This is a genomic window from Teichococcus wenyumeiae (genome assembly GCF_003696345.1).
GTDB classification, from domain to species: domain Bacteria; phylum Pseudomonadota; class Alphaproteobacteria; order Acetobacterales; family Acetobacteraceae; genus Pseudoroseomonas; species Pseudoroseomonas wenyumeiae.
Genome location: NZ_RFLX01000005.1, coordinates 166,724 through 183,681 on the forward strand (window position 1 = coordinate 166,724; position 16,958 = coordinate 183,681).

General features: G+C 67.8%; 19 protein-coding genes. 6 read left to right on the forward strand and 13 right to left on the reverse strand.

What is annotated here, in order from left to right; genetic code table 11:
• Positions 1-188: 188 nt before the first annotated feature.
• The 6 genes from EBE87_RS09460 to EBE87_RS09485 form a co-directional block, all read right to left on the reverse strand.
• Positions 189-1,199, reverse strand: a complete 1,011-nt coding sequence (locus tag EBE87_RS09460; RefSeq protein WP_120638060.1) for an inorganic phosphate transporter — start codon at positions 1,197-1,199, stop codon at positions 189-191.
• A 12-nt stretch (positions 1,200-1,211) separates the two neighbouring features.
• On the reverse strand, positions 1,212-1,853 hold the full coding sequence (locus EBE87_RS09465) for a DUF47 domain-containing protein (protein ID WP_158600865.1): 642 nt from the start codon (positions 1,851-1,853) through the stop codon (positions 1,212-1,214).
• Positions 1,854-2,157: 304 nt separating this feature from the next.
• Positions 2,158-2,724, reverse strand: a complete 567-nt coding sequence (locus EBE87_RS09470; protein ID WP_120638062.1) for a transposase — start codon at positions 2,722-2,724, stop codon at positions 2,158-2,160.
• A 102-nt stretch (positions 2,725-2,826) separates the two neighbouring features.
• The gene (locus EBE87_RS09475) at positions 2,827-4,164 is read right to left on the reverse strand and encodes a hypothetical protein (protein ID WP_199707319.1); all 1,338 of its coding nucleotides are present in this window, start codon (positions 4,162-4,164) and stop codon (positions 2,827-2,829) included.
• A 212-nt stretch (positions 4,165-4,376) separates the two neighbouring features.
• Positions 4,377-4,805, reverse strand: coding sequence for an NfeD family protein (locus EBE87_RS09480; protein ID WP_120638063.1), 429 nt, complete (start codon positions 4,803-4,805; stop codon positions 4,377-4,379).
• The gene (locus EBE87_RS09485) at positions 4,805-5,779 is read right to left on the reverse strand and encodes an SPFH domain-containing protein (RefSeq protein ID WP_120638064.1); all 975 of its coding nucleotides are present in this window, start codon (positions 5,777-5,779) and stop codon (positions 4,805-4,807) included. Before EBE87_RS09485 ends, EBE87_RS09480 begins: the two co-directional genes overlap by 1 nt.
• 148 nt (positions 5,780-5,927) lie before the next feature.
• On the opposite strand from EBE87_RS09485, the gene EBE87_RS09490 reads away from it, so the two are divergent.
• A complete protein-coding gene (locus EBE87_RS09490) occupies positions 5,928-6,800 on the forward strand; it encodes an alpha/beta fold hydrolase (protein WP_120638065.1) in 873 nt (290 codons plus the stop codon).
• Positions 6,801-6,815: 15 nt separating this feature from the next.
• On the opposite strand, the gene EBE87_RS09495 is transcribed toward EBE87_RS09490, so the two are convergent.
• Positions 6,816-7,250 (reverse strand): DoxX family protein, encoded by a 435-nt coding sequence (locus EBE87_RS09495; RefSeq protein WP_120638066.1) that lies wholly within the window; start codon positions 7,248-7,250, stop codon positions 6,816-6,818.
• 116 nt (positions 7,251-7,366) lie between these two features.
• Between EBE87_RS09495 and EBE87_RS09500 the strand changes: the two genes are divergently transcribed.
• Entirely contained in the window at positions 7,367-8,317 is a 951-nt protein-coding gene (locus EBE87_RS09500) for a LysR family transcriptional regulator (RefSeq protein ID WP_120638067.1), read from the forward strand.
• Positions 8,318-8,613: 296 nt separating this feature from the next.
• Here the strand turns inward: EBE87_RS09500 and EBE87_RS09505 are convergent, their stop codons facing one another.
• Positions 8,614-9,639 (reverse strand): AI-2E family transporter, encoded by a 1,026-nt coding sequence (locus tag EBE87_RS09505; RefSeq protein ID WP_120638068.1) that lies wholly within the window; start codon positions 9,637-9,639, stop codon positions 8,614-8,616.
• A 176-nt stretch (positions 9,640-9,815) separates the two neighbouring features.
• Between EBE87_RS09505 and ndk the strand changes: the two genes are divergently transcribed.
• The gene (gene ndk, locus EBE87_RS09510) at positions 9,816-10,235 is read left to right on the forward strand and encodes a nucleoside-diphosphate kinase (RefSeq protein WP_120638069.1); all 420 of its coding nucleotides are present in this window, start codon (positions 9,816-9,818) and stop codon (positions 10,233-10,235) included.
• A 100-nt stretch (positions 10,236-10,335) separates the two neighbouring features.
• Here the strand turns inward: ndk and EBE87_RS09515 are convergent, their stop codons facing one another.
• Positions 10,336-10,494 carry a preprotein translocase subunit SecE gene (locus EBE87_RS09515; protein ID WP_120638070.1) on the reverse strand — a complete coding sequence of 53 codons (159 nt, stop codon included), beginning with the start codon at positions 10,492-10,494 and terminating at the stop codon, positions 10,336-10,338.
• Between the two features lie 123 nt (positions 10,495-10,617).
• Here EBE87_RS09515 and EBE87_RS09520 point away from each other — a divergent pair, with 123 nt between their 5' ends.
• Together EBE87_RS09520 and EBE87_RS09525 are read left to right on the forward strand one after the other, a co-directional pair.
• Positions 10,618-11,106: a GFA family protein gene (locus EBE87_RS09520; RefSeq protein ID WP_120638071.1), complete on the forward strand. Its 489-nt coding sequence runs from the start codon at positions 10,618-10,620 to the stop codon at positions 11,104-11,106.
• Positions 11,107-11,183: 77 nt separating this feature from the next.
• On the forward strand, positions 11,184-12,563 hold the full coding sequence (locus tag EBE87_RS09525; RefSeq protein WP_120638072.1) for a GDSL-type esterase/lipase family protein: 1,380 nt from the start codon (positions 11,184-11,186) through the stop codon (positions 12,561-12,563).
• 197 nt (positions 12,564-12,760) lie between these two features.
• Here EBE87_RS09525 and EBE87_RS09530 read toward each other — a convergent pair whose 3' ends face one another.
• Positions 12,761-13,618 (reverse strand): LysR family transcriptional regulator, encoded by an 858-nt coding sequence (locus EBE87_RS09530; protein WP_120638073.1) that lies wholly within the window; start codon positions 13,616-13,618, stop codon positions 12,761-12,763.
• A gap of 94 nt (positions 13,619-13,712) precedes the next feature.
• Between EBE87_RS09530 and EBE87_RS09535 the strand changes: the two genes are divergently transcribed.
• Entirely contained in the window at positions 13,713-14,093 is a 381-nt protein-coding gene (locus EBE87_RS09535; RefSeq protein WP_120638074.1) for a tautomerase family protein, read from the forward strand.
• A gap of 60 nt (positions 14,094-14,153) precedes the next feature.
• Here EBE87_RS09535 and EBE87_RS09540 read toward each other — a convergent pair whose 3' ends face one another.
• The 3 genes from EBE87_RS09540 to purM all read right to left on the reverse strand — a co-directional run bounded on the left by EBE87_RS09540 (position 14,154) and on the right by purM (position 16,904).
• Positions 14,154-15,095, reverse strand: a complete 942-nt coding sequence (locus tag EBE87_RS09540; protein WP_120638075.1) for an SPFH domain-containing protein — start codon at positions 15,093-15,095, stop codon at positions 14,154-14,156.
• Between the two features lie 85 nt (positions 15,096-15,180).
• Positions 15,181-15,840, reverse strand: a complete 660-nt coding sequence (purN, locus tag EBE87_RS09545) for a phosphoribosylglycinamide formyltransferase (RefSeq protein ID WP_456316272.1) — start codon at positions 15,838-15,840, stop codon at positions 15,181-15,183.
• On the reverse strand, positions 15,837-16,904 hold the full coding sequence (purM, locus tag EBE87_RS09550; protein WP_120638078.1) for a phosphoribosylformylglycinamidine cyclo-ligase: 1,068 nt from the start codon (positions 16,902-16,904) through the stop codon (positions 15,837-15,839). Before purM ends, purN begins: the two co-directional genes overlap by 4 nt.
• Positions 16,905-16,958: the final 54 nt, after the last annotated feature.

Genomic DNA, 16,958 nt, shown 5'->3' on the forward strand with positions numbered 1-16,958 from the left:
TTGCGGGTCAATTCGCCCAGGGAGTGGCGGGCCCGGGCGGAAAGGTCAGCGAAGACCTTCCGGCCCGTGAAGCCCGGCGGCCAACCCCGCGCCCGGCAGGCCCGCGACAGCCCTGAAGACAAAGGGCGCCGGGGCAGGCACCGTCCCGCTCCCGCGGGCGGCTTGTAGAAGGCCTCCGGAAAGGCCGCTCAGCCCAGCACCATGGCGCTCAGCCAGTAGCCAAGCGCGCCCACGGCCGCGGCGGCAGGCAGGGTCACGACCCAGGCCCAGACGATGCGCCGCGCAACGCCCCAGCGGACGGCGGAGACACGGCGGGCGGCGCCGACGCCCACGATGGCGCCAGTGACGGTATGGGTGGTGGAGACGGGAATGCCGAGCCAGGTCGCGCCGAAAAGCGACAGGGCGCCGCCGGTTTCCGCGCAGAAGCCCTGGACGGGGCGCAGTTCCGTGATGCGCGACCCCATGGTGCGGACGATGCGCCAGCCGCCCATGAGCGTGCCGAGGCCCATGGCGGCATGGCAGGCGATGACGACCCAGAAGGGCACGTGAAAGGTCTCCCCCGTCATCCCCTGGGAGAAGAGGAGGATGGCGATGATGCCCATGGTTTTCTGCGCATCGTTGCCGCCATGTCCCAGGCTGAAGAGGGAGGAAGAGAGGAGCTGGAGCACCCGGAAGCGCCGGTCGACCGCATAGGGTGTGGAGCGGCGCGCGGCCCAACTGGTGATGAGCACGAGGAGCAGGGCGAGGAGAAAGCCGAGCAGCGGCGAGATGACGATAAAGGCCGCGACCGTGCCGACGCCGCCCCAGAGCACCGCCCAGAAGCCTGCCTTGGCGACAGCGGCGCCGACCAACCCGCCGACAAGGGCGTGGCTGGAGGATGAAGGGATTCCCCAGATCCAGGTGGCCACGTTCCAGGCAATGGCGCCGATCAGCGCGCCGCTGATCACGGCGGGGTCCACTGCATCCGCCGCGACGATGCCCTGGCCGATGGTGTTGGCGACGTGCAGGCCGAAAAAGAGGAAGGCGATGAAGTTGAAGAAGGCGGCCCAGACCACGGCGACGCGCGGCGCCAGCACGCGGGTGGAAACAACGGTGGCGATGGAATTCGCGGCGTCGTGCAGCCCGTTCAGGAAATCAAAGAAGAGGGCGATGGCGATCAGGGTGACGAGAAGCGGCAGCCCGATGCTGACGGCGGTCACGCGCGGCGTTCCTCAGACCTGCTCGACCATGACGGCCTGGATGAGGTCGGTCACGTCCTCGCAGCGGTCGGCCACCGCCTCAATGCCATCATAGACCATCTGCACCATGAGCTTGTGGCCGGGGGAGCTGGTGTCGGTTTCGGCGAACAGGGCGTCCATGCCGGCCTGCAGGGCGCGGTCCGCCTCGCTCTCGATCGCGTCCACTGCCTCGCACATGGAACCCAGGGCGCGGGCATTGCCGGAGATGTCTTCCAGCAGGGGCATGCCGTCGCGCAGGCTCTCGCAGGCGCGGATGATGCAGTCGGCCATGGTCAGCATCTGCGGCGTGACCGAGACCTTGTAGAGGGTCAGGCGCCGCCCGGCATCCTTCATGCGGTCGATCACATCGTCCAGCGCGTCGGTCAGGCTCAGGATATCGGCGCGGTCGAAGGGCGTGATGAAGGAGCGGTGGATGGAGCGGATGGTGGCGCGGCTGATCTCGTCCGCCTCACGCTCGATCCGGCGAAGATCAGCATAGTGGGCGGCATTGGCGGGGTCCGCCAGCATGGCGCGGAAGACATGCGCGGCATCCACCGTGCGGGCGGCCTGCGTGGCGAAGGCAGCCACGAACGTATCATCCCGCGGCATCAGCATGCGGAAGAGCTTGAGGACCATGCATCGGCTCCAGGGGACCTGAGGAGCGGGAGCCACTAACGCAAAACATGTGGCAGGTCGATGACGGCGATACTCCGCAGCTTGGGGACCATGCTGCCAGCCAGCACGAGTTTCGGCAGCCATCGGGATGATGAAGCGGTGGCCCACATGGTTTGCCTGGGGGCGTGGTTCGCCCGGCATGCGTAGCCGGCCCCATGAACTTCCCCGATCACCTTTTGGTATTCGAAGCAGCCAGCCTGCTTTCGGCCAGCACCACCTGAGGCCTGTCATCTGGAAACCCGCAGGCGCGGTGCGGGCAAGGCGGTCATGCCCATGCCAGCCGCACGGAACGCGGGATGCTGGCCCGGCCGAGGGCGTTGCGGGAAAGGCGGAGCAGGCTGCGGAGCGCTTCCGCCGGCAAATTGGGGTTGAGCGGCAGGCGGCGCAGGGTTTCGGACAAAAGCGGGTCCGGCAGCAGCCAGGGCGGCGCGTTCAAGGCCGCGCGCAGGCCGAGGCGGCGGATAAGCACCAGCAGCGGCAGGCCGCCAAGCCGCGCGGCACGGCGGCAGGCACGGCAGATGCTGTATTCCAGCGCGCGCAGCGGGTGGCCCGGCGGGGCGGCGGCGAGTGCGCGCAGCAGGCGGTGCCAGAAGCCATCATGCACCAAGCGGCGGAAGAAGCGGGCGACGGTTTCGGGGCGGCCGAAATGCGACGGCAGGTTCTTCCACGGGTCGCCGAGTTGATGGGCGAGGTGGAAGATGGCGTCCAGCCGCTGGCGTGGGTCTGAGGTGCGGCGGCCTTGGGGAGAGAGGGTCGGGAGGAAGGGCTGGAGAGCGGCCCAGGTAGCATCGGAGAGCGATGTCCAGGAAGTCGAGGTATTGAAGTTGGACATGCAAGCTCACCTCCAGACTGCGAGCACAAGATAATAGGAATTTATGCTTATGTCAAGCCGCCCCCCGAACTTCAGTGGCACCCGCCGCATTCGGCCCGTGCATCATTCGTTTAGGCAATGCACCACAAGATCGGCAAAAGTGTCCCACAATGCCATCAAGTGATCGCTTGCGGGCGCGAGGTTTGGCGAATGAACATATTTATTGAGGGTATCAACAGAGATTATCGCATCCATAGTACGCGCCTTGCGAACAACTTCCAGGTAACGCTTGTTGATTTTGCCTTGCGTATGCAGATTTTCCGCTGAAGCAACAAGCTTTTTTGCTAGCGGGTCATTCTCGACTACAGCCGCTAACTTGGCTTGCTTGATATAATTATCTACTGAAAGTTCCAAGAGAACGCGACACAAAACAGCAATCGCATTGGGGTGTTCTTCCAATCGAAGTTTATACTGCAGCTCATTCCAAATATCTTTATGGCGCTGGAGCCTACCGGTCCATGCCACTCCATAATCGTGATGCGGAATAAGTGTTAGTCGCTTCTGCAGCCTTGATGCTTTTACTACAATAGGCTTTGGGTTAGGAAAAAATTCAGGCTCTGGATCTGATTTTGCGGGCTTCGGCTTTTCTCTTTTGGGAAGCTGCAACGCGTCAGCGGCAGTTGGTAAAATGCCTTCTGCTTCGAGTTCATCCAGATATTCTAACTTGCGATCAACATCCCACACATCATCAAGAGTTTTCCGTCGACGGGCCAAGTCATCGGCAATTCGTGCTAATGCTTTAAGAACAGCATCTTCCTTGCGGGTGAATTCGAATCTTCCCTTCGCTATTGTGATGCCCACACGATGACGAAAGGCTTCCGCAGAGAGAAGGCGGTTAAGGTTACTACGAGGGATACGCCCTCGGCTTGGCATCAAACCGACTAATTTTAGTCGGCTCTCAATTTCATCTGCAACGTTGAGCTTACCGCCTTTCCCCGTTCGGTTGACGAACGTGGATTTCATGCGATCATCCCAATTACTCTGACCTACGCCTCCCTGACTGCCTGTGTGCCTTCTATATAAAATTTCGTCTATCTTATCGCGGTCGCTCTCCACCCTGCACATAGTCTGCACCGGGAATGAGCCCTCCCACTGGGCACGAAGATCAGCGAAAAAATTCTTTAATTCTATACTCGGAGCACGTCCGGGAGATGAAAGTAATTTCAGACATGTTATGCGGCGATTACCATCATAGACTGTAAATCTATCGCCCTCCAGGCAAACCAAAGGAGGTTCATAAATTCCGCCAGTGTTTACGATATCCTTAGCAAGACCACGCATCTGGGTAGACATGTTTGAAAATAACCACGCAATGGCTGCTGTTTCATTTTCAAGCTCACCATGACGATCATTCGCGCGATTGGTAGAGAGATTTTCAATGGGGACTAACTTGTAGCTCACCGAACTCCCACCCTTCAGCTTTCCAAATAATATCTACATAGAAATAATATTCCGCAATACGCAATTGCCTTTCTCCCATCCACAGGCCCTAGCGACCGCCAATCCCTGCTGATAACCGGACTTTAATGCAGGTCCAGGAGGCTCAGCCTCCTGGCGGATAGGGGTCCGGGGGAAGGCGGCGCCTTCCCCTGGCCGGATGCCGCAAGCGCGCCCTACCCCGGCCGCACCAGCAGGGTCATGCCCTGCACGGCGATGACCTCGACCCGCGCGCCGGGATCGGCTGCCGTTGTCAGGCGCACGGGCCAGTCAGAATCGCCGATGCGGGCGCGGCCTTCCAGCCCCTGGGCTTCCAGCAGGTGGCCAGTGCGGCCGACGAGGCCGGAGGATGGGGTGTTGAGGGCCGCGGGTGCCGCGCGGGGGCGGAACAGTTTCAGGCTGACGCCGATGCCGGCGGCCAGCAGCGCCATGAAGACCAGGGCGGTGGCGATGAAGCCGGGGTCGAAGGCCAGCAGCACCAGCCCGGTGCCCAGGGCCGCCGCGCCGATCCAGACCAGGAAGGCGCCGGGCAGCAGCAGTTCCGCCGCCATGGCCAGCAGGCCCAGCACCACCCAGATGGCCCAGGGGGCGAACCAGCCGGTCATCAGGTGTTGGGCACGCTGCGGGGGGCTGGCGGGGTGGGGCGTGGCGGCGGCGGTGTGCCGGTGCCGGCGCGGAAGATTTCCAGCGCGCCGGTGATGCCGCCGGCCAGGGCGGATGCCTCCACCGGCACCACCACGAGTTTGGAGGCGGGGTTGCCGGCCAATTGGCCGAAGGCCTGGATGTAGCGTTCGCTGATGAAGTAGTTCAGGGCGGCGGTGCCGCCGTCGCGGGCGGCTGCGGCCACGACCTGGGTGGCGCGGGCCTCGGCCTCGGCCAGGCGTTCGCGGGCCTCGGCGTCGCGGCTCGCGGCTTCCAGGCGGCCTTCGGCTTCCAGGATCTGGGCGGCCTTGGCGCCTTCGGCGCGCATCACGGCGGCTTCGCGATCGCCCTGGGCACGCATGACGGTGGCGCGGCGCTCACGCTCGGCCATCATCTGGGTGTTCATGGCGACAACGAGGTTGGCGGGCGGCTCGATCTTGCGGATTTCCACGCGCGTCACCTTCACGCCCCAGGGGTCGGTGGCGCCGTCCAGCGCGGAAAGGAGGTGGGAGTTGATCTTGTCGCGCGAGGAGAGCGCGGAATCGAGGTCCATCTCGCCGATGATGGCGCGGATGTTGGTCATGGCGAGCGCCGAAAGCGCCTGGGTCAGGTTCTGCACCTGGTAGGCGGATTTCTCCGGGTCCATGACGCGGTAGTAGACGATGCCGTCGACGGAGACATTGGCGTTGTCGCGGGTGATGACGGCCTGCTCGGGGATGTCGAGCACGATTTCCTGCACGTTCACCTTGTGGCCGATGGCGTCGATGAAGGGGATGACGAAGTTGAGGCCGGGGTGCAGGACGCGGGTGAAGGCGCCGAAGCGTTCCACGGTCCAGTTATAGCCCTGGGGGACGGTGCGGATGCCCTTGAAGGCTGTCAGCACCACGAGGCCGAGCAGGATGATGGTGACGATCAGGCCGGCCGATGGTGTGTCCACGCTGCTTCCCCTTTGATTTTCGCGGGGATGCTAGACCGTTCCGGCCGCGGTGTAGAGGGCGGCGGCGGTTGTGGCCCCGGGGCAGAATGGTAGCGGGCGCTTCAGCCATAATGCTATCCTTTCGGGCCAAGAAGGATCGGAGGAAGTCATGGGCCCTGCCTTTACGCGCCGTCCGTTATTCGGGCTGGCGGCGGCTACCTTGCTGGCGCGTGCCGTCCGGCCCGCCGCCGCGGCTGGCCTGCCGGAGTTGCGGGAGGTGGCGCTGCCGGGTGTCCGGCTGGCTTACCGGGACAGTGGCGGGGATGGCGTGCCGGTGATGCTGCTGCATGCCAATACGGGCACCAGCGCCAGTTGGGCGCCGCAGTTCGAGGCTTTCGCCGCCGCGGGCTATCGCGTCATCGCCACCGACCGGCGCGGCTGGGGCGGCAGCGTGGCGGAGCCCGGCAGCGGGCCGCAGCCGGGCAGCGTGGCGGAGGATCTGGGCGCGCTGGTGGATCACCTGAAGCTGCCGCGCTTCCATTTGCTGGGGATTGCGGGCGGCGGCTTCATCGCGCTGGATTACGCCGCCTGGCGGCCGGAGACGCTGCGCGGCCTGGTGGTGGCGGCCAGCACCGGTTCCTTCTCGGAGCCGGAGATGCAGCAGTTGAACCGGAATGTCGCCATTCCCGGCTTCACGGAGCTGCCGGAGCCATTCCGGGAGATCGGCCCTTCCTTCCGCGCCGCTTATCCGGAGCGGGTGGCGGAATGGAGCCATGCGCAGGAGGCGGCGCGGCAGAAGGGCGCGCCCCCGCAGCCGCTGCGCACGCCCAATACCTTCGCGAAGGTGGAGGGCATCCGCACGCCGCTGCTGGCCATCACCGCCAGTGCGGACCTGCTGGCGCCGCCGGCGCTGATGGCGCGCTGGCTGAAGCACCTGCCGCAGGCGGAGGTCTTCAACATCGCCGATGCCGGCCACTCCGTGGCGATGGAGCAGCCGGAGCTGTTCAACAGAGCGGTGCTGGATTTCCTCCGCCGCCATTGAGCGGCGGCGGCGGGGTCAGGCCGCCTGGGCAGTGGCGGCGGGGCGGCCCAGCAGGCGGCGGATGTCAAGCGCATGGGCGCCGGCGCCGAGGCCGGCCTGGACCAGCATCAGCAGGATCCAGAAGACCGGGAATTCCCAGCCGCCGCCGTTGTTGCTGAAGACCCAGCCATTGCCGCCGTGCTGCAGGGCGGCGCCGACCAGGATGGGCAGCGTCAGCAGCGAGACCAGCGGCACCCAGAGGCCGAGGATCAGCGCGATGCCGGCCGCCGTCTCGGCCAGGGCGACGATGGCGCCAAAGACGGGCGGATAGCCCAGGCTGCCGAAGTAGCCCATGGTGCCGGCCAGGCCGAAGGTCAGCACCTTCATGTAGAAGCCATGGGCCAGGAAGAGGATGCCGAGGCCGAGGCGCAGCAGCAGCGTGGCATAGGGGGCGAGGCGGGTGTCATTCATGGCGGGAACCTTTGATGAAGGGCTGCGGCCGCATCGGCCGCTGTTGACGCCAGCGGTACCAGCCCCGTGCCCGTGCTTCCAACGCGGATCGGAAACGGTCATCATCAGCGGCATCAATGGCCGACCTTTCCAGCCTCGACCTGAACCTGCTGCGGGTATTCGACGCGGTGGCGCGTGAGCGGCACGTGACGCGTGCGGCGCAGCGCCTGCACCTGTCGCAGCCCGCCGTCTCCAATGCGCTGACGCGGCTACGGCAGGCGCTGGGGGATGAGTTGTTCCTGCGCCGCCCGGGCGGGGTGGAGCCGACGGAGCTGGCTCTTTCGCTGGCCGCCCCGGTGGCGGAGGTGCTGGACCGGCTGCGGGAGACGCTGGCCGCCCATGCGCCCTTCGACCCCGCCACGTCCGACCGGGTCTTCAGCCTGGGCTTTTCCGAATATGCCGAAGCGGTGCTGGCGCCGCCGCTGCTGGCGCATATGGCCAGCCACGCGCCGCAGGCCATGCTGGCCATCCGCCATGCCGACCGCGTCAATGCCATGCAGATGCTGGAGGCGGACGAGGCGCAGATGGTGCTGGGCATGCTGCCTGAGCCCCCTGCCCTCTATACCCGCCTGCGCCTGCTGCCGGAGGCCTTCCTGGTGCTGATGCGCCCCGGGCACCCGCTGGCCGGGGGCGAACTGACGGTGGAGCGCTTCGCGCAGCACCCGCACCTGTTGCATTCCCCCAATGGCTCCCGCGAAGGTGCCCTGGACCTGCCGATGCGGGAGGCCGGGCACCCGCGGCGGATCGGCGCCGTGGTGGCGCATCTCTCGGCGGTGCCGGCCATCCTGGGCGGGACCGACATGGTGATGGCCCTGTCCGCCCGACTGGCACGGCAGATGGCGGCAGCCCATGCCCTGGCGCTGCGCCCCTGCCCGGTGGAGACGCGCCATACCCGGCTGTCCCTGATCTTCCATCGCCGCTTTGAGGCAGACCAGGGCCATGCCTGGCTGCGCCGCCTGCTGCTGTCGGTGGCGCGCGATGCCTCGCCGCGGGAGGAATGCGAGCGGGTGCGGCAGGGGTTGGTCTGAGGCATCCGGGCCGGGGCAAGAAGGGGCGCCGCCCCTTCCGGACCTTCCCCGCTGGGGTGACAGGGTCACCCCAGGCCCCGCCGTCAGTTTTAGGCACGCTGGTTGGAACGGAGGTCATGGACCTCCGGCGGCTGCGGGTTCAGCCCGCGTGGCCTTTGGATTTTCCAGGCTGGCGGCTGGGACCATGCCGCGCCCTCCAGGCCCCTCTTAAACTGGCAGCGGGGTCCGGGGTGGACTTTCCACCCCGGCGGGCGTGTCCAGAGAGGGCAGCGCCCTCTTTGGCCCCGGCCTGTGGTTCAGCGCAGCACCACCGGGGCTTCCTCCGGCCGCTCCTGATCCAGGTAGTCCTCCACGTAGAGCCGGTGCACCAGCATCATGCCCATGGCGGCCAGGGGTGTGGCCAGCGCCAGGCCGGTGATGCCGAAGAGCGTGCCCATCGCCACCTGGGCCATGATGGTCAGGGCCGGCGGCAGGTCCACGCTGCGCTTCTGGACATAGGGGGTGATGAGGTAGCTCTCCACCGTCTGCACCGCGAGGTAGAGGCCCACCACCGACAGGGCGCCGGTCATGCCCGAATCCAGCCCCAGCAGCACCGCCGGCACCGCCGCCATGACCGGGCCGATATTGGGGATGAAGGTCAGCAGCGCCGCGATCATGCCCAGCAGCGGCGCCAGCGGGATGCCGAGCGCCCAGAGCCCGAGGGTGGTCAGCACCCCCACCACGGTCATGGAGACCAGCTGCGCCCCCAGCCAGCCGCGCAGGGTCTCGGCGATCTCCTCGCAGGTGGCGCGCGCCTTGGGGCGGAGGGAGGGCGGGAAGAACAGCTCGATGCCACGGCGGTAGAGCCCGGGGTCCACCGCGAAATAGAGGCCGAGGAAGATCAGCAGCACGAAGTTGCCCAGCGCGCCAAAGGTGCCGCCCAGCACCGCGAAGGCGCTGCTGCCCCCGCCGCTGGGCAGTTGCAGGTTCTCGGGCTTGGCCTTCTCCAGCAGTTGCTGGCCCCAGCTATACTGGGACAGGCGCTGCGTGCCCTGTTCCATCACACGCGGCACCTGTTGCCAGAGCTGGTTGGCCTGTTCCGCCAGTTGCGGCGCCGCCATCAGCGCGAAGGCCACGCCCAGCAGCACCAGCAGCAGCGTGAAGACCAGCACGCGCGCGGTGCCGGACAGACCGAAGCGCTTGAACAGCAGGTCGCCGCCGCCGCGCAGGAAGACCCCCAGCAGCGCGCCGCCGAAGGTCAGCAGCAGCGCATCCGGCACCTGCCACACCAGCAGCACCAGGATGAGGGCGAAGACGATGACGGAAACAGGCCGGCGCCGCATGGCGGGATCCTTCAGGCAGGGAGCGCCGGTTAAAGCCCTGGTCCGGGCCGGAAGTTGCCAAGGCCCCGCCAGCCGGCGCCGCTTGTCACGCGCTGGCCCCTTGCGCGCGGCGGCCACCCCGCTTATCCGGCGCGCTGATATCCGCCTTTCGTTCCCCCAGCTAAGGATGCCTTTCCATGGCCGAGCGTACCCTCTCCATCATCAAGCCTGACGCGACCCGCCGGAACCTGACCGGCAAGATCAACGCCAAGTTCGAGGAGCAGGGCCTGCGCATCGTGGCGCAGAAGCGCATCCAGCTCTCTGAGGCCCAGGCCGGCGCCTTCTATGCCGAGCACAAGGCCCGCCCCTTCTACAACGACCTGGTCTCCTTCATGACCTCGGGCCCCGTTGTCGTGCAGGTGCTGGAAGGCGAGAACGCCATCGCCCGCAACCGCGAGATCATGGGCGCCACCAACCCGGCGAACGCCGCCGAGGGCACCATCCGCAAGGAATTCGCCGAGAGCATCGAGGCGAACTCCGTGCACGGCTCCGACGGCCCCGAGGCCGCGGCGCGCGAGATCTCCTTCTTCTTCTCCGGCATCGAGCTGGTGGGCTGAAGCAAGCCGCGGGCGCCCTCGGGCGCCTGCGCATGAAAAAGGGCGGCCCCGGAAGGGAGCCGCCCTTTTTCATGCGCGGTCCGTGCAGGCCGCGCGGGCCTCAGCCCCAGCAGCCGTAGAGCATCAGCAGCAGCAGGGTCACGGCCACGATGCCCCAGGTGGTCGCCTTGGTGAAGACGGACCAGCCATGGGCGCGCTCGCCCACGATATCCTCCGCCTTGACTTCCACGAAGTCGATGTCGTGCTTCACCTCGGCCATGGACGTCCCCTTGTTGCGCCAGCGTCCCGCGAGGTTTAGCAGCGCCGCGCGCCGGGGCAAGGGGGAACGGGGAGCTTGGCCGGGCGTTAAGCGAGGCATCCACCCTGCCGGAGCGCCCTGCCCATGCCCCTGACCCTGGAAGGTTCCTGCCGCTGCGGCGCCGTCCGCTTCACGCTGCGGAGCCATACGCCCGTGCCCTACCAGCGCTGCTACTGCTCCATCTGCCGCAAGACGGCCGGGGGCGGCGGCTATGCCATCAACATCATGGGCGATGCCGACAGCCTGCAGGTGCATGGCCAGACCGCCACCTACCGCGCCGAGTTGCAGGCGGACGACGGCACCTGCGAGACCAGCAGCGGCCGCCGCCACTTCTGCCCGACATGCGCCAGCGCGCTGTGGATGGCGGACCCGAGCTGGCCGGATCTGGTGCATCCCTTCGCCTCCGCCATCGACACGCCGCTGCCGGTGGCGGAGGAGAAGGTGCACCTGATGCTGCGCTACAAGGCGCCCTGGGTGGAGCCGCAGATCGGGCCGCGCGACGCGACCTTCGACGAATACCCGGAGGAATCGATCGAGGACTGGCACCGCAAGCGCGGGCTCTGGGTGGACTGAGACGGGGCGGTTGCTTTTGCCCGCCGATCCACCAAGACTTCCCCCAGCGGCCGCGCGAGCCGCGTGAGGACAACGCCATGAACCGCAGAACCTTCGCCACCGGTGGCACGGGCCTGCTGCTGGCCGCCGGCGCCCTGGCGGCCGGGGCCACCAGCCCAGGCGCCTTCGCCCAGGTCACCGCCCCCACCACCCCCGGCGCCGCCGGGCCGCGCTGGGCCACCAGCTGGGCCGCGTCGGTCCAGGGCCCGTACCCCACCGGCAATCCCTCGGCCCAGCCGGACCAGCGCTTCGCCTTCCCCGACCCGGCCGAGGGCGCGCGGGACCAGACGCTGCGGCTGGTGCTGCGGCCGACCGTCTGGGGGCCGCAGGCGCGGCTGCGTTTCTCCAACGCCTTCGGCACCCGGCCGCTGGTGCTGGATGGCGTCCATGCCGGGCTGCAACTGGGCGGCGCCACGCTGGTGCCCGGCAGCAACCGCCCCGTGCGCTTTGGCGGGCAGGACAGCGTGACCATCCCGCCCGGCGGGCAGGTGTGGTCGGACCCGGTGGAGCTGCCCTTCGCCGCCGATCCGGCGGCGGCGCTGCTGGCGGGGCGCAAGCTGGCGGTATCCTTCCATGTCGCGGGCGGCAGCGGGCCGATGACCTGGCACGCCAAGGCGCTGCAGACCTCCTATGCCACGCCGCCCGGCGCCGGCGCCCATGGCGCGGAGGAAGGCGAGCAGTCCTTCGCCTTCTCCACCGCCTCCTGGTTCTTTCTGGATGCGGTGGACATGATGGCGCCCTCCGGCACGCCGGTGATCGTCGGCTTCGGCGATTCCATCACCGACGGCACCGCCTCGACCATGAATGGCGACGACCGCTGGCCGGATGTGCTGTGGCGCCGCCTCGTGGCCAGCGCCGGGCGGCCGGTGGCGGTGGTCAATGCCGGCATCGGCGGCAACCAGGTGGCCGGCCCCGCCAGCTATGGCCCCACTGCCCCCTTCGCCGGCGGCCCTTCCGCCCTGGCGCGGCTGGAGCGGGACGTGCTCTCGCTCTCCGGCGTCACCACCGTGATCTGGCTGGAAGGCATCAACGACTTCAGCAAGAACGGCAATGCCACGCTGGAAGCGGTGCGGGACGGCATGCAGCAGGGCGTGAAGCGGCTGCGGGAGGGCATCCCGGGCGTGCGGGTGATCGGCGCCACCGTCACCACCGCGCTCGGCAGCAGCAGCGCCGCCCATGGCCATGCGGAGCAGGACGAGAAGCGTAAGGCGCTCAACGCCTTCATCCGCGATTCCGGCACCTTTGACGGCGTGGCGGATTTCGACGCCGCCGTGCTGGACCCGGCCAGCGGCGGGCTGCGGGCGGAGATGGTGCCGGAATCCACCACCGGCGGGCCAGGCGACAAGCTGCACCCCAACCGGGCGGGCTACCTGGCCATGGCCAACAGCATCGACCTGCGGATGCTGCTGGGGCGGTGAGAGGCGCGTGGCGGGAGGCTGGGAGGCCTTCCGCCGTGGCGGGCGCTATGGTGAATCTGATTGGATGCCGCTGCTATCGACCCAAACCGGGCTCTTGCAGCAGTGATCCAAGCAGCCGGGCTTGGCTGTGAGCGGAACGGCCGCTTTCCGGCTAAGCATCGGGGAAGCGTCCATTGCGGACAGTCGCCCGCCGTCCTCTATCCCCTCACGGCGCTGCGGAATGCCGCTGACAGGGTAGCCAGGGCATCTCGGGGCCGACCTTCTGCCATCCGCGAGTGGATCAGGATGGGCAGGCGCGGCAGCGGAGGAAGTCCAAGCCTGTCCCCCACGTCCACGGCACCGAGCGGCAGCATGCGCGGCGCCAGGGCAGCGACGCCCAGCCCGGCGGTCACGGCGGCCACAACAGCGGGAACGCCGCCGCCGACGAAGATCTCGGTCCAAGCAATGCCTGCCGCGTCGAGGACCTGGCCAGCCAACGCCCGCACGCCACAGGGCTCGGCCAGCGTAGCCACGGGCAAAGGCTCGTCGGCGCGGTGCTGCCAGCCGGGGGCTGCGAACCAGCCGAAGCGTTCCTCGGCGATGATCTCGCCGTCCTCCCGCCCGGCATGGAGGCGGACAATGGCCGCATCCAATTCCCGCCTGTCGTAGCTCCGCAGGAGGTCGCCCGAGGACCCGATGCGGATCTCCATCAGCAGATGGGGGTCCTGTGCGTTCATGCGAGCGATCAGGGCCGGGAGTTCCGGCCCTGCGACATGCTCGCTGATGCCGATGGTCAGCCGCTGCCGTGCCCCGGAGAGGGCGGTCAGGGCGCGATCATGCACCGCCCGGAGCGAGCGGGCGTGCTCGAGGAAGGCAAGCCCCCTCGCAGAGAGTTGGACATGACGGGGAGTACGCTCCACGAGACGGCAGCCAAGTCTTTCCTCAAGCCTTTTGAGTTTCAGGCTGATCGCGGCCTGGGTCGTCCGCATGGCGTCGGCCGCCCGCGTGAAGCTGCCGTGATCGGCAATCAGAATGAAAGCCCAGACTGCATCAAGATCGAGCGGCCGTTCTGTCATAACGGTGCATTATCTCAGATATTGGCATCCATATTCTAGCGAAATGAACGATGGAGACGCACTCTCTGGCTGACCAACGAAAGGAGCTTGGCCCGTGCCCCTGGTTCACATCGCTATGCGTGCTGGCAAGTCGGCAGCATACAAGCAGGCAATCTTCGACGGCCTCTATCGCGCTCTGCATGAAACGTTCGACGTGCCCGAGGACGACCAGTTCATGGTCATCACCGAGCATGACACGGCGAGCTTCCGCTACGGAAAATCCTACCTCGGCATTGCTCGAAGCGACGAACTCGTCTTCATCCAGATCACGGCCAACAACACTCGCACTGTGGAACAAAAGAAGGCGCTGTTTCGTCGGGCCATGGAGCTGTTGGGCGAGGCGCCCGGTCTGCGGTCGGAGGACGTATTCGTCAACCTTGTCGAAGTGACGAAAGAAAACTGGTCCCTGGGACAGGGCTTGGCTCAGTACGCCTGATCGACAGGAGGGGAGGCCTGCTCTCCACCCATTCCAGCCCTTCCTTGATGGGCTTTCACCCTAGGGCATGGCGCCGGTATTGATCACCGGCGTCGCGTCCTTGTCGCCCACCAGCACCACCAGCAGGTTGGCGACCATGGCGGTCCGCCGCTCCGGCTCCAGGGACAGGCCCTTGCGCTCCAGGGCGGCCAGCGCGTCCTCCACCATGTCCACCGCGCCGGCCACGATCTTGCGCCGGGCGGCCAGCACCGCCTCGGCCTGCTGCCGCCGCAGCATGGCGCCGGCGATCTCGGGCGCATAGGCCAGGTGGGTGATGCGCGCTTCCTCGATGCGGATGCCGGCGCGGCGCACCCGGTCCTGCAGCTCCCGCACCAGGCCCTGCACCACCTCGTCGCCGCCATCCAGCAGCGTGGCGCGCGACTTCGGCACGGGCGGGCCTTCGGGGCTGCCCTGCGCGATGGCCACTTCCTCGGCGTCATAGGCGTGGCTACCGGCGATGCGGCGCAGCGCGGCATCGCTCTGCACCCGCACGAAACTCTCGTAGTCGTCGATCTCCAGCAGCGCCGCCGCCGCATCCGAGACCGACCAGACCACGGCGGCGCCGATCTCGATCGGGTTGCCCGCCGCGTCATTGACCTTCAGCGCCGCGATCTCATGCGTCCGCAACCGGCGGGAGACCTTGGAGCGGGTGTAGAAGGGATTGGTGAGGCGCAGTCCCGTCTGGCTGTCGCTGCCGCTGTAGGAGCCGAAGAGCAGGAAGACGGCGCTTTCATTCGGCGCCAGCACATAGACGCCGCGCAACAGGATGGCGCTGAGCGCCAGCGGCAGGAAGCCCAGGGCGGATTGCCCGGGGTTCTCCGCCGTGGTGCCGCTGGCGATCAGCGCCACCCCGGCGGCCGCCAGCACCAGGATGGCCAGCAGGGCGGCATAGCCATTGACCGCCAGCCCCTGCCGCTCCGCCACCGCGGCCTCGCGCTGCCTGGGATCAGCCGGTTCGTTCATGCCGCGGGCTCCTTCTGGCGCAGGCTTCCCGCGATCATCCCGGCCACCCGGAACGCCGCAAGCCGCCAGGGGGAACCCCTGGCGCTCAGCCCGGGTTGCGCAGCACCGTGGCGCTGGGGGCGGCGGCGGCCTCGATCACCGCGCGGCCTTCCTCCACCCGCACCCGCCCGGCGGCGACCAGCGCCAGGGCGGCGGGGTAGAGGATATGCTCCTGCTCCAGCACCCGGGCGCCGAGCGTGTCCTCGGTGTCATCGGGCAGCACGGGCACGGCGGCCTGGGCGATGATGGGGCCTTCATCCACGCCCGGCGTCACCAGGTGCACGGTGCAGCCATGCAGCCGCACCCCGGCGGCCAGCGCCCGGGCATGGGTATCCACGCCGGGGAAGGACGGCAGCAGGGAGGGATGGATATTCACCATCCGCCCGGACCAGCGGTTGACGAAATCCTCCGTCAGCACCCGCATGAAGCCGGCCAGGGCGATCAGCTCCACCCCATGCTCGGCCATGGCGGCTTCCATCGCCCGCTCGAAGCCGGCGCGGTCGCGGCCGAAGGGGCGGCTTTCCACCACGGCGGTGGGGATGCCGGCATCATGCGCCCGCGCCAGCCCGCCGGCGGCGGGCTTGTTGGAGAGCACCAGCACGATCTCGGCCGGGAAGCCAGGGTCGGCGGCGGCGCTGAGCAGCGCCGCCATGTTGCTGCCCCGGCCGGAGATCAGGATGGCGGTGCGGCGGCGCGCCCCGCTCACGCCGGCCATTGCGGCGTGAGGTTCTCCATCCGCACCTCGGGCTCGGCGCCCGCGGTGCCGGCGGTGATCTGGCCGATGCGGCTGACCTGCTCGCCCTCGCCGGTCAGCAGGGCGATGGCGGTCTCGGCGTCATCGGCCGAGACCACCAGGATCATGCCGATGCCACAGTTGAAGACGCGCAGCATCTCCTCCGGCGCCACATTGCCGGCCTGGGCCAGCCAGGCGAAGACCGGCGCAGGGGTCCAGGCGGTGGCATCCACCACGCCCACGGTGCCCTGGGGCAGCACGCGCGGCAGGTTGCCGACGATGCCGCCGCCCGTGATATGCGCCGCCGCCTTCAGGATGCGCGCCTTGTGCAGCGCCAGCACCGACTTCACGTAGATCCGCGTGGGCTCCAGCAGCGCATGGCCCAGCGTGGTGCCGGTGGCGAAGGGCGCGGGTTCCTGCACCCCCTTGCCGCTGGCCTCCAGGATGCGGCGCACGAGCGAAAAACCGTTGGAATGCACGCCGGAGGAGGCGAGGCCCAGCAGCACGTCGCCGGGGCGGACATCCGGGCGGGGCAGCAGCTGGTCGCGCTCGGCGGCACCGACCGAGAAGCCGGCGAGGTCGTAGTCGTCCTTGGCATACATGCCCGGCATCTCGGCCGTCTCGCCGCCCACCAGGGCGGAGCCGGCCTGGCGGCAGCCCTCGGCGATGCCGGCGATCACGGCCCGCGCCTGGGCCAGCTCCAGCTTGCCGGTGGCGAAGTAGTCCAGGAAGAACAGCGGCTCGGCGCCCTGCACCACCAGATCGTTCACGCACATGGCAACCAGATCGATGCCCACGGCGTCATGATAGCCGGTATCAATGGCAAGCCTCAGCTTGGTGCCGACGCCATCGGTGGAGGAGACGAGCACCGGGTCGGTATAGCCGGCCGCCTTCAGGTCGAAGAGCGCGCCGAAGCCGCCCAGGCCGCCCATCACGCCGGAGCGGTGGGTGGCCTTGGCCAGGGGCTTGATGGCATCCACGAGGGCATCGCCGGTTTCGATGTCCACGCCGGCGTCACGGTAGGTCAGACTGGTCATGAAGGGGCCCGATAAGCTATGCGCAAAGACCCAGGGGTCGACGGCCCGGGCTTC

Excerpts from the sequence above, each read along its gene's own strand:
- EBE87_RS09540 (WP_120638075.1), bottom strand. The coding sequence starts at position 15,095 with ATGAACGAACCGGCTGATCCCAGGCAGCGCGAGGCCGCGGTGGCGGAG.
- EBE87_RS09490 (WP_120638065.1), top strand. The coding sequence starts at position 5,928 with ATGGGCCCTGCCTTTACGCGCCGTCCGTTATTCGGGCTGGCGGCGGCT.
- EBE87_RS09520 (WP_120638071.1), top strand. The coding sequence starts at position 10,618 with ATGCCCCTGACCCTGGAAGGTTCCTGCCGCTGCGGCGCCGTCCGCTTC.
- EBE87_RS09495 (WP_120638066.1), bottom strand. The coding sequence starts at position 7,250 with ATGAATGACACCCGCCTCGCCCCCTATGCCACGCTGCTGCTGCGCCTC.
- EBE87_RS09470 (WP_120638062.1), bottom strand. The coding sequence starts at position 2,724 with ATGTCCAACTTCAATACCTCGACTTCCTGGACATCGCTCTCCGATGCT.
- EBE87_RS09500 (WP_120638067.1), top strand. The coding sequence starts at position 7,367 with ATGGCCGACCTTTCCAGCCTCGACCTGAACCTGCTGCGGGTATTCGAC.
- EBE87_RS09505 (WP_120638068.1), bottom strand. The coding sequence starts at position 9,639 with ATGCGGCGCCGGCCTGTTTCCGTCATCGTCTTCGCCCTCATCCTGGTG.
- EBE87_RS09480 (WP_120638063.1), bottom strand. The coding sequence starts at position 4,805 with ATGACCGGCTGGTTCGCCCCCTGGGCCATCTGGGTGGTGCTGGGCCTG.
- EBE87_RS09530 (WP_120638073.1), bottom strand. The coding sequence starts at position 13,618 with ATGACAGAACGGCCGCTCGATCTTGATGCAGTCTGGGCTTTCATTCTG.
- purM (WP_120638078.1), bottom strand. The coding sequence starts at position 16,904 with ATGACCAGTCTGACCTACCGTGACGCCGGCGTGGACATCGAAACCGGC.
- EBE87_RS09525 (WP_120638072.1), top strand. The coding sequence starts at position 11,184 with ATGAACCGCAGAACCTTCGCCACCGGTGGCACGGGCCTGCTGCTGGCC.
- EBE87_RS09515 (WP_120638070.1), bottom strand. The coding sequence starts at position 10,494 with ATGGCCGAGGTGAAGCACGACATCGACTTCGTGGAAGTCAAGGCGGAG.
- EBE87_RS09465 (WP_158600865.1), bottom strand. The coding sequence starts at position 1,853 with ATGGTCCTCAAGCTCTTCCGCATGCTGATGCCGCGGGATGATACGTTC.
- ndk (WP_120638069.1), top strand. The coding sequence starts at position 9,816 with ATGGCCGAGCGTACCCTCTCCATCATCAAGCCTGACGCGACCCGCCGG.